This is a genomic window from Luteimonas notoginsengisoli, assembly GCF_042648885.1.
Lineage (GTDB): Bacteria > Pseudomonadota > Gammaproteobacteria > Xanthomonadales > Xanthomonadaceae > Luteimonas > Luteimonas notoginsengisoli.
In genome coordinates this window covers 443611-457373 of the sequence record NZ_JBHRYF010000001.1, presented here as the reverse complement: position 1 = coordinate 457373, position 13763 = coordinate 443611, and the positions used below count along the sequence as shown (strand labels likewise).

The window sequence follows — 13763 nt, the reverse complement described above, 5'->3', positions numbered from 1 at the left end:
CGCTCGCCATGTTGCCCCAATGCGAAAAGCATTGCGAATCATTATCGTTTGGGGTTGAATACCCGCACCCCGCCGCGCTCTCCGGCCGCCGGCCCTGCGATACCGGGGCCGGCCCGCAGTCCGCGCCGAAGCCAAAGCCACCCCCAGCCAGCCATAGGCCCGCCACGAGGTCCGGACACCCGACGCCTCACGCTCGCGCGCGTGTCCGGCCGGGCGTCTCCCCCATTCAACAGAGGCACCATGGCCCACATCACCAGTCGCAAGCACGCCACCCCGGCATCGAAACCGTCCCAGCCGCTGACCGCCGCCACCCTGCTGACCAGCCTGGCGCTCGGCCTGCCGGCCAGCGCGGTCGCGCAGGACGCTCCCTCCGGGCCCGCGGCCGAACCGCAGGCCACGACTCTCGACGCGGTGGAAGTGCATGGCCTGAACAGTTTCGTGGTCTCGCCCAAATTCACCCAGACCCTGCAGGACACGCCTCAGACCATCGAGGTGCTCGGCAAGGAACTTCTCCAGCAGCAGGGCGCCACCACCCTGGCAGAAGCGCTGCGCAACAGCCCCGGCGTGGGCACGTTCTATGCAGGCGAGAACGGCAACACCACCACCGGCGACACGCTGTACATGCGCGGCTTCGACAGTTCCAGCAGCATCTTCGTCGATGGCGCGCGCGACCTCGGCGCGGTCTCGCGCGACCTGTTCAACATCGACCAGGTGGAGGTGGTGAAAGGCCCCGCCGGCACCGACACCGGCCGCTCCGCGCCGACCGGCGCGATCAACATGGTGTCGAAGCAGGCCAACCTGCGCGGCGCGACATCCGCCAGCCTCTCCGCCGGCAACGAAGGCCAGCAGCGGGCCACCGCCGACTGGAACACCCGCCTGGGCGACACCAGCGCGCTGCGCCTGAACGCGATGTGGCAGGACAGCGATGTCGCCGGCCGCGGGCCGGTCAACAATGCGCGCTGGGGCATCGCGCCGTCGCTGGGATTCGGGCTCGGCACCGACACCCGCGTGTTCCTCAACCTGCTTTACGTGCGCCAGGACAACGTGCCGGACGGGTTCGTGCCGACCATCGGACTGCCGAGCTGGATGCCGCAGCCTGGCCTGGAGCAGCTTTCAGGCCATCCGGTCGATCGGGAGAACTTCTATGGCAGCCCGCTCGACCACGACGACGTGACCGCGCAGATGGCCACGCTGCGGCTCGAGCATGACGTCTCCGACACGCTGAAGCTCAGCAACACGCTGCGCTGGGGCAAGACCGGGCAGGAGTACCTGATCACCTCGCTGATGACCACCGGCGGCACCGACGAGGACGAGCAGGCCGGCAACATCCGCTGGACGGACAAGGATGACCTGTCGACGTACACCCTGGTGCGCGGCACGTTCAGCAGCCGGGACCAGGAGAACACAATCCTCACCGACCAGCTGAACCTGCGCGCGGACTTCAGCACCGGGGCGGTCGAGCATTTCCTCAGCACCGGCCTGGAACTGACCCGCGAAGAGCAGTCCGCGCACGGCATTGCCGTCAGCGGCAGCCTGGATCCGATCAGCCTCTACGACCCGGACTGGCGCGACGCCGGCACGCTGGCGTACGGGCGCAATGGCACGGTCGCCAACGGCAGGACCGACACCGCCGCGCTGTATGTGTTCGACACCCTGAAGTTCGGCGAGCGCTTCCTGCTGACCGCCGGCGTGCGCGCCGACCGCTACACCACCGATTACGACGCCACCGGCATCTGCACCACGGTGGTGCCCCTGCCGCGACGCGGCATCGCCTGCCCCAGCGGCGTCGCCGACGGCAGCATCATCCCCACCGCCGATCTCGAATCGTCCGACACCCTGCTCAACTACAAACTCGGAGCGGTCTACAAGCCGACCGAGGCGGTCAGCCTCTACGCCAACGCCGCGCTGTCGCAGCAGCCGCCGGGCGGCGCCAACTTCAGCCTCAGCGAGGCGGCCAACAGCGCCGACAACATCAACAACGATCCGCAGAAGGCCCGGACCTACGAGGTCGGCACCAAGTGGGTATTGCCGGAGAACGGGCTGGCGCTGAACCTGGCCCTGTTCCAGACCAACGTGAGCAACGAGATCGTCGCCGACACGGGCGCGCCTGGTGGCTATTCGCAGACGGGCGAGAAGCGGGTGCAGGGCGTCGAGGTGTCCGCGATCGGCAACATCACCGACCACTGGAACCTGTCGCTGGGCTACCTCCACCAGGACGCCACGGTCACCGAGGGCGCAAGCCTGGCCGAGGACGGCAGCCGCAACCTGACCTACACGCCGGACGAGGCCGTCACCAGCTGGACGACCTACCAGTTCCCGTTCGGCCTGACGGTGGGCGGCGGCGTTCGCTATACCGCCGGCCTGCACAAGGGCACCGATGGCGCGGTGGGCACGCCGCAATCGACCAAGTCCTGGACGGTGTACGACGCGATGGTCTCGTACGCGGTCAATGACAGCGTCAGCCTGCGCCTGAATGGCTACAACCTGTTCGACAAGCAGTACGTGGCCGCGATCAACAAGAGCGGCTATCGCTACACGCCCGGCGCGCCGCGCACCTTCATGCTCAGCGCCGACATCCGCTTCTGACCGGTACCGAAGGACCCGACGCCATGTTGCTGCACGTTCCCGCCATCCTTGATGCCGCGCAGGTCGCGCATTTCCGCGCGGTGCTCGACGGCGGCGAGTGGATCGACGGCAAGGCCACGGTCGGCGCGCAGGGTGCGCAGGTCAAGCGCAACCAGCAGCTGGCCGACAACTCGCCGCTGGCGCGTGAACTGGGCGCCGCCGTGCTCGCCGCGCTGTCGGCCAGCCCGCTCTATCACGCCGCCGCACTGCCGCTGCGCACGCTGCCGCCGCGCTTCAACCGCTACCAGGGCGGCGGCCAGTACGGGCTGCACGTCGATGGTTCGGTGATGCACGTCGCGATGCCGGGGCAAGCGGCCGGAACGTTGCGCACCGACGTGTCGTGCACGCTGTTCCTGTGCGAGCCGGAGGAATACGACGGGGGCGAACTGGTCGTCCACGACACCTACGGCGAACACGAGGTCAAGCTGCCGGCTGGGGACCTGATCCTGTATCCGTCGAGCAGCCTGCACCGCGTCGAGCCCGTCACGCGTGGCGCGCGCCTGGCCTCGTTCTTCTGGGTGCAGAGCCTGATCCGCGACGACAGCCAGCGGCGGATGCTGTTCGAACTCGACGCCTCGATCCAGAGCCTGACCCGGTCCGGCGCCGACCGCGCCGCGCTGCTGCAGCTGACGGGCGTGTATCACAACCTGCTGCGGCGCTGGGCGGAGACCTGAGGACAGCGGCGTCTCGTGATCGACTGGACCAGTGCCTTCTTCAGTGATGGCCACGGGCGCTGCGGCTCATCATTCGTGAGAATGATTCTCATCCATACCTTATACTGCGCGCTTTCCGTGCCTTGAATCCGACACCTTGCCTTCGACCACCCAGAGCACCGACCCAGGCACCCACCAGCACCGCCGCGGCTTCTGGCTGCGCACGCTGCACCAGTGGCACTGGATCAGTTCGGCCGTGTGCCTGGTGGGGATGCTGCTGTTCGCGATGACCGGCATCACCCTCAACCATGCGGCGAAGATCGAGGGCAGTCCGCAGGTCGACACCCGGACGCTCGCGCTCCCTGGGCCGCTGCTGCGATCGCTCGGCGATCGCGTCGAAGGCCATGCGCCGCTGCCGGGACGGATCGCCGACTGGCTGGACCGCGAACTCGACACGGCGATCGGCAAGCGCGACGCCGAGTGGTCGGAAGACGAGGTCTACCTGTCGATGCCAAGCCCAGGCGCCGACGCCTGGCTCAGCATCCAGCGCGCGGACGGCGCGATCGAGTACGAGCGCACCGAGCGCGGCTGGATTTCCTATTTCAACGACCTGCACAAGGGCCGCAATGCCGGGCCGGCGTGGGGCTGGTTCATCGACGTGTTCGCCATCGCCTGCGTGATGTTCACGGTGACCGGACTGTTCCTGCTGCAGATGCACGCGCGCCAGCGCCGCATGACCTGGCCCTACGTCGGGCTCGGGCTGCTGGTGCCGCTGCTGCTCGCACTGCTGTTCATCCACTGACCGACAAGACCGACGAGGTATTCATGCGCGTTACGCTCACCATCGCCCTCAGCGGCCTGCTCGCCATGCCGGCCTACGCCGCGCAGTTCGAAGTCGACGTCCAGATCCCGCAGCTCAGGGTCGCCGAATACCACCGGCCCTACGTTGCGGTCTGGATCGAAGGCGCCGGCAACAAGTCCGTCGCCGATCTCGCGGTCTGGTACCAGGACAAGGACACCAAGGAAGGCCACGGCACCAAGTGGCTGCCCGACCTGCGGCAGTGGTGGCGCCGGTCCGGCCGCACCCTGGACCTGCCGGTCGATGGCGTTACCGGACCGACCCGGCCGGCCGGCAAGCACGCGCTGGATTTCGACACCGCCGACCCGCGGCTGGCGAAGCTCGCACCCGGCAGCTACACGCTGGTGGTCGAGGCGGTGCGCGAGGTCGGCGGCCGCGAGCTGCTGAAGATCCCCTTCACCTGGCCAGCGACGACGCCGCAGTCCGGCAAGGCGCAGGGCAAGACCGAACTCGGCGCCGTGGCGCTGTCGATCAAGCCCTGAGCGGCCACATCCCTCTTCCCTTCCGCATTCCGGAGCACACCATGAAGCGTTCCCTCGCCCCCGCATTCGCGCTTGCGCTCGCCCTGGCCGCCGCGCTGCCGATCACCGCGTCCGCGCACAAGGCCTGGCTGATGCCGTCGCAGACCGTCGTCGCCGGCGAGGATCCGTGGATCACGGTCGACGCGGCGGTGTCCAACGACCTGTTCTACTTCAACCACGTGCCGCTGCGGCTGGACAACATCGCCGTCATCGCACCCGACGGCAGCAAGGTGGAAACCCAGAACGGCGCGACCGGCAAGTACCGCAGCGTGTTCGACGTCGAACTCGCGCAGCAGGGCACGTACAGGATCGCGGTGGCGAACCACTCCCTCACCGGCCGCTGGGAACAGGACGGCAAGCCCCGGCGCTGGCGCGGTACGGCGGACACCTTCGCCAGCGAAGTGCCGAAGGACGCGAAGAATCTTGAAGTCGGCGAATCGGTCAGCCGGGTGGAAACCTTCGTCACCAACGGATCGCCGAACGACGTCGCGCTCAAGCCCAGCGGCGTGGGGCTCGAACTGGTGCCGGTGACGCATCCCAACGACCTGTTCGCGGGCGAGGAAGCGACATTCCGTTTCCAGGTCGACGGCAAGCCGGCCGCGGGCCTGGCGGTGGAGATCACCCGCGGCGGCACGCGCTACCGCAACGCGCAGGACGAGATCAAGGTCACCACCGACGCCAATGGCGAATTCAGCGTCACCTGGCCGGAGGCCGGCATGTACTGGCTCGATGCGTCCACCGAAGACGACAAGGTTTCGATGCCGCAAGCCAAGCAGCGCCGGCTGGGCTACGTGGCCACGCTGGAAGTGCTGCCGCAGTAGATCCCCGATCGTCGCGCCGCGCATCGTCGTGCGCGGCGCGCCACCACGCCTTGAACCAGACCATCGTCCGCGACCGCGTCGTCCACACGCTCCATGGCGACACCATGGGCACGCGCTGGCGCGTGTGCGTGGCCGGCGATGCGCGCCTGGCGCTGCGGCCGCTGCACGACGCGGTGCAGGCGACGCTTGACCGCGTCGTGTCGCAGATGAGCACCTGGGAACCCGACTCGGACATCCGCCGCTACAACCGCGCCGAAGCCGGCAGCTGGCAGGCGTTGCCGCAGCCGTTCGACGACGTGCTGCGCTGCGCCCTCGAGATCGCCTCGGCCAGCGGCGGCGCGTATGACCCGACAGTGGGACCGCTGGTGGACCTGTGGGGATTCGGCGCCGACCGCAACGCCCCGCGGATACCCGATCCCGGCGAAATCGACACTGCCCGCGCACGCATCGGCTGGCAGCGGATCGCGCTGCGTGACGCGCCGTCCGCGGTGCTGCAGCCCGGCGGCGCCGCGCTTGATCTGTCGGCGATCGCCAAGGGGCATGGCGTGGATGCGGTGGCCGCGTGCCTGCGCGAACGCGGGATCGCCGATGCGCTGGTGGAGGTCGGCGGCGAACTGCTCGGCTACGGCCACAAGCCCGATGGGTCACCGTGGCGGGTGCTGGTCGAAAGCGCGCCGGGCGCCGATGACGCGACGCCCTGCGTGCTGTCGCTTGGCGGCTTCGCGGTCGCCACCTCCGGCGTGCACTGGCATCGATTCGAACGCGACGGCCGTACCTACGCGCACACGCTGGACCCGCGCAGCGGCGCGCCGGTCGAAAACGCGCCGGCCGCGGTAACGGTGATCGCCGACGACGCGATGCGCGCCGACGGCTGGGCCACGGCGCTGACGGTGATGGGATTCGACGACGGTTTCGCCTTCGCCCGCGCGCGCGGGCTGGCTGCGCGCTTCGTCCCCGCGGAAGCGCTCGGTGCCGGGATCCGTATGACTCCCGCCTTCCTCGACCGGCTCGCATCATGAGCACCGCTCCGCGCAGCGCCCGGGGCGTTCCGCTTGCGACGCTTGGCAATGGCCTTGCGCTGCTGGGCCTGCTCGCGCTGGCCTTGGCCTTGCTTCCGCTGCACGACGATGCCTGGTGGCCGGCGTCGCCGCAGCGCGCGCGATGGGCCTGGGCAGCGTCCGCGATTGCGTCCTACGCGGCTTTCAGCGGTTGGCTGCTGTGGCGCTCGCGCCCGCGCCGCGCACCTCGGGCCGCGACCGGCAGCGCGCGAGTGCTGGTCGCCTGGGCCAGCCAGACGGGCTTCGCCCAGCAGCTCGCCGAACGCACCGCCGCGACGCTCGTCGAAGCCGGCATGGACGTGGAGCTGCGCGAACTGCTCGACGTCGACGCCGCGACGCTGTCGGCGACCACGCGCGCCCTGTTCGTGGTCAGCACCACCGGCGAAGGCGATCCGCCCTACTCCGCGCTGGGGTTCGTCCGCGACGTGCTCGCCACGCGGGGCACGCTTCCCGCGCTCCGGTTTGCGCTGCTGGCGCTCGGCGACCGCGAATACGACGAGTTCTGCGGCTTTGGCCATCGCCTCGACCAGTGGTTGCGCCAGGCGGGTGCGACGCCGCTGTTCGACCTGGTCGAAGTCGACGACGGCGACCCCGGCGCACTGCGTCACTGGCAGCATCACCTGGGCCTGCTCGCGCAGGCGCCGGAGCTGCCCGACTGGTCGCCGGTGGCCTACGAACCGTGGCAACTGCGCGAGCGCGCCGAGCTCAATGCCGGCAGCGCGGGTGAGCCTGTGTTCCAACTCGCCCTCGCGCCGCCGGCGGGCATGCAGCCAGCCTGGCAGGCCGGCGACATCGCGGAGATCGGCCCGCGCAATGCGCCTGCGGCGGTCGACGCGCTGGTCTCCACGCTCGCCTTGGCGACCGAAACGCAGGTGCGCTTCGAAGGCAGGCCGCTCACGCTCGGCGACGCGCTGTCGCGCGCGCACCTGCCCGATCCCGCCGCAGTAGCCGGCCTGGACGCGCAGGCGCTTGCCGATGTCCTCAAGCCCCTGCCGCATCGCGAATACTCGATCGCCTCGATACCGCGCGAAGGCATATTGCAGCTGCTGATCCGGCACATGCGCCGACCCGATGGCCGCAGCGGCCTGGGCAGCGGGTGGCTGTGCGAACACGCGGCGCCCGGGGCAACCATCGACCTGCGCATCCGCAGCAACGCCAACTTCCACCCGCCCGCCCCGGAGCGACCGCTGGTGCTGGTCGGCAACGGCACCGGCATCGCCGGCCTCCGCGCGCACCTGGCCGCGCGCACCGACGCCGGTGCGCGCCGCAACTGGCTCCTGTTCGGCGAACGCAACGGCGATCGCGACTTCCACTACCGCGCCGACATCGAGCGCTGGCAGTCCGACGGCTTCGTCGAGCGCCTGGACCTCGCTTTCTCGCGCGACGGTGCGCGACGCCGTTACGTGCAGGACGCGCTGCGCGATGCGGCCGACACGCTGCGCACCTGGGTCCGCGAAGGCGCTGCGATCCACGTCTGCGGCAGCCTGCAGGGCATGGCGCCGGACGTGGACGCGGTGCTGCGGGACGTCCTGGGCGACGCGACGATCGAGCAACTGCTGCGCGAGGGCCGCTACCGGCGCGACGTGTACTGAACGGATTGGCGTGTTGGCGATGCAGATGGCGGCCTGGGCGCAGACCGGTGTCGCGAGGCTGGTATCCATCGGCCAGCTGGATTCGACCTGGGCAGTCGCATTCCGCGATCCGTCGCGCGGCGAGGGCTTGTCAGTCGCGGGCGCCGCCGCTCGGTTCCAGGCGGATCACCAGCAGTTCGCCACCGCCGTCGAGCAGGTGCCGAGTGCGCTGCGGCTCCGCCAGCAGCGCCGTATCGCCCGCCCGCAGCGGCGGGAGCGAGGAGGCGGCGTCGAAGCGCGCCTCGCCCGCGAGCAGGTGCAGCGCCCACGTTGTCCCGGGCCCGGCGAAGAACACCATCGGCCCGACCAGGGGCCGGTGCAGCAGTTCGGCGACGATCGCATCGCGCCGCCACATCAGGTTGAAATCGTGCGTGGGCCCGTCAACCAGCTCGCCGACCAGCGCCCGTTCTCCCGCGAAACGCAGCCGGCCGTGCGGTGGTTCCAGCAGGTGCGCATCGCCATCATCGAAGCGCAAGCGCAGGCCATTGCCGCGCAGCAGCAGCAGCTCCCGGTCGACCCCGGGAAACGCGGAGAACGGCGCGTCCTGCTCGATTTCGGCGATCGACAGCCGCCACGTCCATTCCGCGGCAGGTTCGGGGCGCTCGGCATGGATCTCGCGGGTCCAGCCGAAGCCGTTGCGCCAGCGTTCGCGGCGGTATTCGTTGGCGGGGATCACCCGCGAGGGCTGCGTGGAAGGCATGCGGCGAGTGTAGCGGGCGGCCGGGGGATGCTGGACGGCGCGCTGGGGGCGCCATGGCACTCGCGCTGGGAGCTCGCGGCTGAAGCCGCTCCCACAGAGTCAGGAACTCGGTACTGGAAGCTGCTCCTTCAAAGCCAGGAGCTCGCGGCTGAAGCCGCTCCTACAGGTCAGCGGCTCGCGGCTGACGCAGCTCCTCCAAAGCCAGGGACTCGCGACCGACGCAGTTCCAATCAAGTCAGGAGAAAAAAAGCCACCCGGATCATGCAACTCCGCACGTCCGGGTGGCAAACGTCCCTGTTGGGCTTCTTGCCCGTTCCAGCGGAGCTTCCGTGCTCCCGCCGCCGATGTCCGCCGTCCTTGGCGGGACCGGTGACGATCGACGCGTCAGCGGTTCGCGGCGCCCATGTTCGCCCCTGCCACCGACTTGGCCGGCTTGGTCTTTCTTTCCGCGCCGAAGGAAATCCGTTCGCGATTCTTCTCGACCGTCTTCAGGCCGATGCCTTTCACCATCGCCAGCTGCTCGGTGCTCTTGAAGGCGCCGTGCTGCTTGCGGTAGGCGACGATGGCTTCCGCCTTTGCCGGCCCGACGTTGACCAGCACGCGGTCGATGGTGGCCGCGTCGGCCGTGTTGATGTTGATGCGCTCGGCGGCGAGCGCGCCTCCGGCCAGCAGCAGCGACAGCAGCAGCGAGGCGACGATGGTCCTGATGGATGTCATGTCCCAACTCCTTGTAGTAGGTGGATTCCGTTCCCCGGCAGCCGATTGCCCCGGTGGAAACAGTCTCGCCCGCCCTCCGGGCTCCGCCCATCGCCGCAGGCCGCAGCGTGGCGCAGGGATTCACCGCGGCCGGGCGTAGGAAAATTCCTACACGGGCGGGAGCGTAGAATCGTGGGCATTCACACCAGCGAGGCCCTTCCATGGATGCCAGCAAGATCGAACGCTTCGTCGCCGCGAAGTGGGACGACGAAATCGTTCCCCAGCTCGTCGAATACATCCGCATTCCCAACAAGTCGCCGATGTTCGACGCGAACTGGGTGAAGAACGGCTACATGGACGATGCGGTCAGGCTGATGGAGGCCTGGGCCCGCGCGCAGTCGATCCCGGGCATGGCGCTCGAGGTGGTGCGGCTGGAAGGCCGCACGCCCCTGATCTTCATCGACATCCCGGCTTCGGGCGGACGCGACGATGCGCAGGCCTCGGGCGCGCACGGCGAGGACTGCGTGCTGCTCTACGGCCACCTCGACAAGCAGCCGGAGATGACCGGCTGGGACGACGACCTCGGCCCGTGGAAGCCGGTACTGCGCGGCGACAAGCTGTATGGACGCGGCGGCGCCGACGATGGCTACGCGATCTTCGGTTCGCTGGCGGCGATCCAGGCGCTGCAGGACCAGGGCGCGCCGCACGCGCGCTGCGTGGTGCTGATCGAGGCCTGCGAGGAGTCGGGCAGCTACGACCTGCCGGCCTACGTCGACCACCTCGCCGATCGCATCGGCAAGCCTTCGCTGGTGGTGTGCCTGGACTCGGGCTGCGGCAACTACGAGCAGCTGTGGTGCACCACGTCGCTGCGCGGCCTGGCCGGCGGCAACTTCACCGTCAAAGTGCTGGAGGAAGGCGTGCACTCGGGCGACGCCTCCGGCGTGGTGCCGTCGAGCTTCCGCCTGCTGCGCCAGCTGCTCTCGCGCATCGAGGACGCCGACAGCGGCCGGATCCTGCTCGAAGGCCTGCACGCGGAGGTGCCCGCCGACCGGCTGGCGCAGGCGAAACGGTGCGCCGAGGTGCTGGACACCGCGGTGTTCGACAAGTTCCCGTTCCTGCCCGGCATGACGCCGATGGCCGAAGACCTCACCGAGCTCGTGCTCAACCGGACCTGGCGCCCGGCCCTGTCGGTGACCGGCGTGGACGGCATGCCGCCGCTCGCCTCCGCCGGCAACGTGCTGCGCCCGCACACCGCGGTGAAGCTTTCGCTGCGGCTGCCACCAACCCTGGACGGCAAGGTCGCCGGCGACCTGCTCAAGGAAGCGCTGCTGCGCGATCCGCCCAACGGCGCGCACGTCACGCTCGAACTGGAAAAGGCGTCCACCGGCTGGAACGCCCCGGCGATGTCGTCCTGGCTGGAGAAGGCGATCGACGACGCCAGCCAGGAGTTCTACGGCCGGCCGGCGATGTACATGGGCGAAGGCGGTTCGATTCCCTTCATGGGCATGCTCGGCGAGAAGTTTCCCGGCGCGCAGTTCATGATCACCGGCGTCCTCGGCCCGCATTCCAATGCGCATGGGCCCAACGAGTTCCTGCACATCCCAATGGGCAAGAAGGTCACCGCCTCGGTGGCCCGTGTGATCGCGGCGCACCACGCCGCCAGCCTGCGCGGCGAGACCACGGGCGCGGCCGTCGCCGCCGACAGCGGATCGCGCAACGGCAACCACGGCTGCTGCTGACCGTCGAAGCGAGACCCGGCCGCTGGCTGCTAAGCTTCGGCCGGTCCTCCACCGCGAAGAGGTTCTGGAATGGAAGGTCTGTTCGGCAGCAACAACTGGCTCTACATCATCCTCATCGGATTCATCGTCGGCGTGCTGGCGCGCCTGCTCAAGCCCGGCAAGGACAGCATGGGCATCATCCTGACCACCCTGCTGGGCATCGCCGGCGCCCTGCTGGCGGGCTGGATCGGGCAGGCGACCGGATACTACGAAGCGGGCGAACCGGCGGGTTTCCTCGCCGCGCTGGCCGGCGCGATCGTGATCCTGATCGTCGTGAGCCTGTTCCGGCGCAAGCGCACCACGCTGCCTCCGCGCTGAGCGCGACGAAGCAAAGAAGCCGGGCGATGCCCGGCTTCTTTTTGCACTGCATGCTGGCCGCACCCGCCAGGAAACCCGCCGGAGCGGCTTCAGCCGCGAGATTCTCCATGCACCGCCCCTCCGGCAGAGCTCGCGGTTGAAGCCGCTCCTGCGCCGCGGGCGGGTCGTCGCCTGCGTGGATCAATCCAGCAGGCGCCCCACCACGCGCTCTGCAAGGCGCTCCGACGACTCCGCCGTCGTGTCGAGCACCATCTCCGGCTGCTCCGGAACTTCGTAGGGCGAATCGATGCCGGTGAAGTTGGGGAGGTCGCCGCGCCGCGCCTTGGCGTAGAGCCCCTTCACGTCGCGCCGTTCGGCTTCGGCCAGCGGCGTATCGACGAACACCTCGAGGAAATCGCCTTCGGCGAACAGTGCGCGCGCGGCGGCGCGTTCGGCGCGGAACGGCGAAATGAAACTCACCAGCACGATCAGGCCGGCATCGGTCATCAGCTTCGCCACTTCGGCGACCCGGCGCATGTTCTCGACCCGATCCTCGTCGGTGAATCCAAGGTCGCGGTTCAGGCCGTGGCGCACGTTGTCGCCGTCGAGCAGGTAGGTGTGACAGCCGCGCGCCAGCAGGCCGCGCTCGACCAGGTTGGCGATCGTCGACTTGCCGGCTCCGGACAGGCCGGTGAACCACACGCAGCGCGGCCGCTGGCCCTTGATCGCGGCGCGCGCGGTGCGGTCCACGTCCAGCGTCTGCCAATGGATATTGTCGGCCCGGCGCAACCCGTGACGGATCATGCCGCAGCCCACGGTCGCGCGCGACAGCGGATCGACCAGGATGAAGCCGCCGAGCGCCGGTTCCTCGCGATATGGGGCGAACGCCACGGCGGCATCCAGCGACAGCGTGACTTCGCCGATGTCGTTGGCGTCCAGGTGGCGTGCGGCCAGCGGCTGCAGGCTGGCCGGGTCGAGGCGATGCCTGAGCTCGCTGATCCGCGCACCGACCTGGCGCGTCCCAAGCCTGAGCTGGTAGCGTCGCCCTGGCAGCAGGGACGCCTCGTCGAACCACAGCAGGTCCGCGGCGAACTGATCGCTAGCCGCCAGCGGCGCGCGCACGTCGACGAGTACGTCGCCGCGGCCGGCGTCGACTTCATCGGCCAGGCGCACCGCGATCGCGTCCCCGGCGTGGGCGCGGTCGGCCGCCTTGCCCGCGACGGTCAGCGCGGCGATCGCGGTTTCCACCCCCGCGGGTTCGACCCGGATCGAAGCCCCGGTCGCGAGCGCGCCGGAGACCAGCGTGCCCGCCAGCCAGCGGCTGCCGTCCCCGTCGCGCAGCAGCATCTGCACCGGCAGCCGCGCCGGCAGCGACTGCGCGCGCGGCGCGATCCGCACCGTTTCGAGATGCCGTAGCACGTCGGCGCCTTCGTACCACGGCAGGTTGGGCGATGCCGCGGTGACATTCTCGCCGGTTGCCGCGGCCACCGGAATCGCAACCACGTGCTCGATGCCCAGGCGCGCGGCATGCGCGCGGTACGCGTCGGCGATGCCTTCGAACACCGCGTGATCGTATCCGGCGCAGTCCATCTTGTTCACCGCCAGCAGCACGTGGCGCACGCCGAACAACGCGGCGATCGCGGTGTGGCGGAAGGTCTGCGGCAGCAGGCCGCGGGTCGCGTCGACGAGCACGATAGCCAGGTCGGCGAGCGAGGCGCCGGTGGCCATGTTGCGGGTGTACTGGGCGTGTCCGGGGCAGTCGGCGATCAGGAACCTCCGCCGCGGCGTCTGCAGGTGGCGCCAGGCCACGTCGATGGTGATGCCCTGTTCGCGCTCGGCTTCCAGGCCGTCGAGCAGCAGCGCGTAGTCGATCTCCCCGCCACGCGTGCCGTGCACGGCACTTGCACGCACGAGCCCCGCGCGTTCGTCGTCGGGAACGCGCCCGGCCTCGAACAGCAGCCGCCCGATCAGCGTGCTCTTGCCATCGTCGACGCTGCCGCAGGCGACCAGGCGCAGGAGCCGGGATTGCGGCTCGGGGATCGCGGAGTCGGGAGCAGCGAACGCGGCTTCGTCCATCGTCGTCAGATTGTCTGCAGCGCTAGCCATGGACCGCATCCTCCGTCA

12 protein-coding genes are annotated in these 13763 nt (G+C 69.5%); 9 read left to right on the top strand and 3 right to left on the bottom strand.

Annotation, left to right across the window (positions count from 1 at the left end; translation table 11 throughout):
* Window positions 1-240 precede the first annotated feature (240 nt).
* The 7 genes from ACFOM9_RS02100 (at window position 241) to ACFOM9_RS02070 (ending at window position 8129) form a co-directional block, all read left to right on the top strand.
* Window positions 241-2586, top strand: a complete 2346-nt coding sequence (locus ACFOM9_RS02100; protein WP_386705723.1) for a catecholate siderophore receptor Fiu — start codon at window positions 241-243, stop codon at window positions 2584-2586.
* Between the two features lie 23 nt (window positions 2587-2609).
* Window positions 2610-3299, top strand: coding sequence for a Fe2+-dependent dioxygenase (locus tag ACFOM9_RS02095; RefSeq protein ID WP_386705721.1), 690 nt, complete (start codon window positions 2610-2612; stop codon window positions 3297-3299).
* Window positions 3300-3435: 136 nt separating this feature from the next.
* On the top strand, window positions 3436-4080 hold the full coding sequence (locus ACFOM9_RS02090; protein ID WP_386705719.1) for a PepSY-associated TM helix domain-containing protein: 645 nt from the start codon (window positions 3436-3438) through the stop codon (window positions 4078-4080).
* Between the two features lie 23 nt (window positions 4081-4103).
* Complete coding sequence (locus ACFOM9_RS02085) at window positions 4104-4619, top strand: DUF2271 domain-containing protein (protein ID WP_386705717.1); 516 nt, start codon at window positions 4104-4106, stop codon at window positions 4617-4619.
* Between the two features lie 41 nt (window positions 4620-4660).
* On the top strand, window positions 4661-5479 hold the full coding sequence (locus ACFOM9_RS02080) for a DUF4198 domain-containing protein (protein ID WP_386705715.1): 819 nt from the start codon (window positions 4661-4663) through the stop codon (window positions 5477-5479).
* 104 nt (window positions 5480-5583) lie between these two features.
* The gene (locus ACFOM9_RS02075) at window positions 5584-6498 is read left to right on the top strand and encodes an FAD:protein FMN transferase (RefSeq protein WP_386707249.1); all 915 of its coding nucleotides are present in this window, start codon (window positions 5584-5586) and stop codon (window positions 6496-6498) included.
* The gene (locus ACFOM9_RS02070) at window positions 6495-8129 is read left to right on the top strand and encodes a flavodoxin domain-containing protein (RefSeq protein WP_386705713.1); all 1635 of its coding nucleotides are present in this window, start codon (window positions 6495-6497) and stop codon (window positions 8127-8129) included. Before ACFOM9_RS02075 ends, ACFOM9_RS02070 begins: the two co-directional genes overlap by 4 nt.
* 130 nt (window positions 8130-8259) lie before the next feature.
* Here ACFOM9_RS02070 and ACFOM9_RS02065 read toward each other — a convergent pair whose 3' ends face one another.
* Window positions 8260-8868: a HutD/Ves family protein gene (locus tag ACFOM9_RS02065; RefSeq protein WP_386705711.1), complete on the bottom strand. Its 609-nt coding sequence runs from the start codon at window positions 8866-8868 to the stop codon at window positions 8260-8262.
* 384 nt (window positions 8869-9252) lie between these two features.
* Window positions 9253-9585, bottom strand: a complete 333-nt coding sequence (locus tag ACFOM9_RS02060) for a ComEA family DNA-binding protein (RefSeq protein ID WP_386705709.1) — start codon at window positions 9583-9585, stop codon at window positions 9253-9255.
* A 200-nt stretch (window positions 9586-9785) separates the two neighbouring features.
* On the opposite strand from ACFOM9_RS02060, the gene ACFOM9_RS02055 reads away from it, so the two are divergent.
* Together ACFOM9_RS02055 and ACFOM9_RS02050 are read left to right on the top strand one after the other, a co-directional pair.
* Window positions 9786-11303: a M20 family metallopeptidase gene (locus ACFOM9_RS02055; protein WP_386705707.1), complete on the top strand. Its 1518-nt coding sequence runs from the start codon at window positions 9786-9788 to the stop codon at window positions 11301-11303.
* 69 nt (window positions 11304-11372) lie between these two features.
* Window positions 11373-11660 carry a GlsB/YeaQ/YmgE family stress response membrane protein gene (locus tag ACFOM9_RS02050; protein WP_386705705.1) on the top strand — a complete coding sequence of 96 codons (288 nt, stop codon included), beginning with the start codon at window positions 11373-11375 and terminating at the stop codon, window positions 11658-11660.
* 180 nt (window positions 11661-11840) lie between these two features.
* On the opposite strand, the gene cysC is transcribed toward ACFOM9_RS02050, so the two are convergent.
* A complete protein-coding gene (gene cysC / locus ACFOM9_RS02045; protein ID WP_386707246.1) occupies window positions 11841-13715 on the bottom strand; it encodes an adenylyl-sulfate kinase in 1875 nt (624 codons plus the stop codon).
* Window positions 13716-13763 lie beyond the last annotated feature (48 nt).

Bases quoted from the DNA above. Each gene is read 5' to 3' on its own strand.
- cysC (WP_386707246.1), bottom strand. From the start codon at position 13,715: ATGGACGAAGCCGCGTTCGCTGCTCCCGACTCCGCGATCCCCGAGCCG.
- ACFOM9_RS02100 (WP_386705723.1), top strand. From the start codon at position 241: ATGGCCCACATCACCAGTCGCAAGCACGCCACCCCGGCATCGAAACCG.
- ACFOM9_RS02075 (WP_386707249.1), top strand. From the start codon at position 5,584: ATGGGCACGCGCTGGCGCGTGTGCGTGGCCGGCGATGCGCGCCTGGCG.
- ACFOM9_RS02065 (WP_386705711.1), bottom strand. From the start codon at position 8,868: ATGCCTTCCACGCAGCCCTCGCGGGTGATCCCCGCCAACGAATACCGC.
- ACFOM9_RS02050 (WP_386705705.1), top strand. From the start codon at position 11,373: ATGGAAGGTCTGTTCGGCAGCAACAACTGGCTCTACATCATCCTCATC.
- ACFOM9_RS02060 (WP_386705709.1), bottom strand. From the start codon at position 9,585: ATGACATCCATCAGGACCATCGTCGCCTCGCTGCTGCTGTCGCTGCTG.
- ACFOM9_RS02085 (WP_386705717.1), top strand. From the start codon at position 4,104: ATGCGCGTTACGCTCACCATCGCCCTCAGCGGCCTGCTCGCCATGCCG.
- ACFOM9_RS02095 (WP_386705721.1), top strand. From the start codon at position 2,610: ATGTTGCTGCACGTTCCCGCCATCCTTGATGCCGCGCAGGTCGCGCAT.
- ACFOM9_RS02070 (WP_386705713.1), top strand. From the start codon at position 6,495: ATGAGCACCGCTCCGCGCAGCGCCCGGGGCGTTCCGCTTGCGACGCTT.
- ACFOM9_RS02055 (WP_386705707.1), top strand. From the start codon at position 9,786: ATGGATGCCAGCAAGATCGAACGCTTCGTCGCCGCGAAGTGGGACGAC.
- ACFOM9_RS02080 (WP_386705715.1), top strand. From the start codon at position 4,661: ATGAAGCGTTCCCTCGCCCCCGCATTCGCGCTTGCGCTCGCCCTGGCC.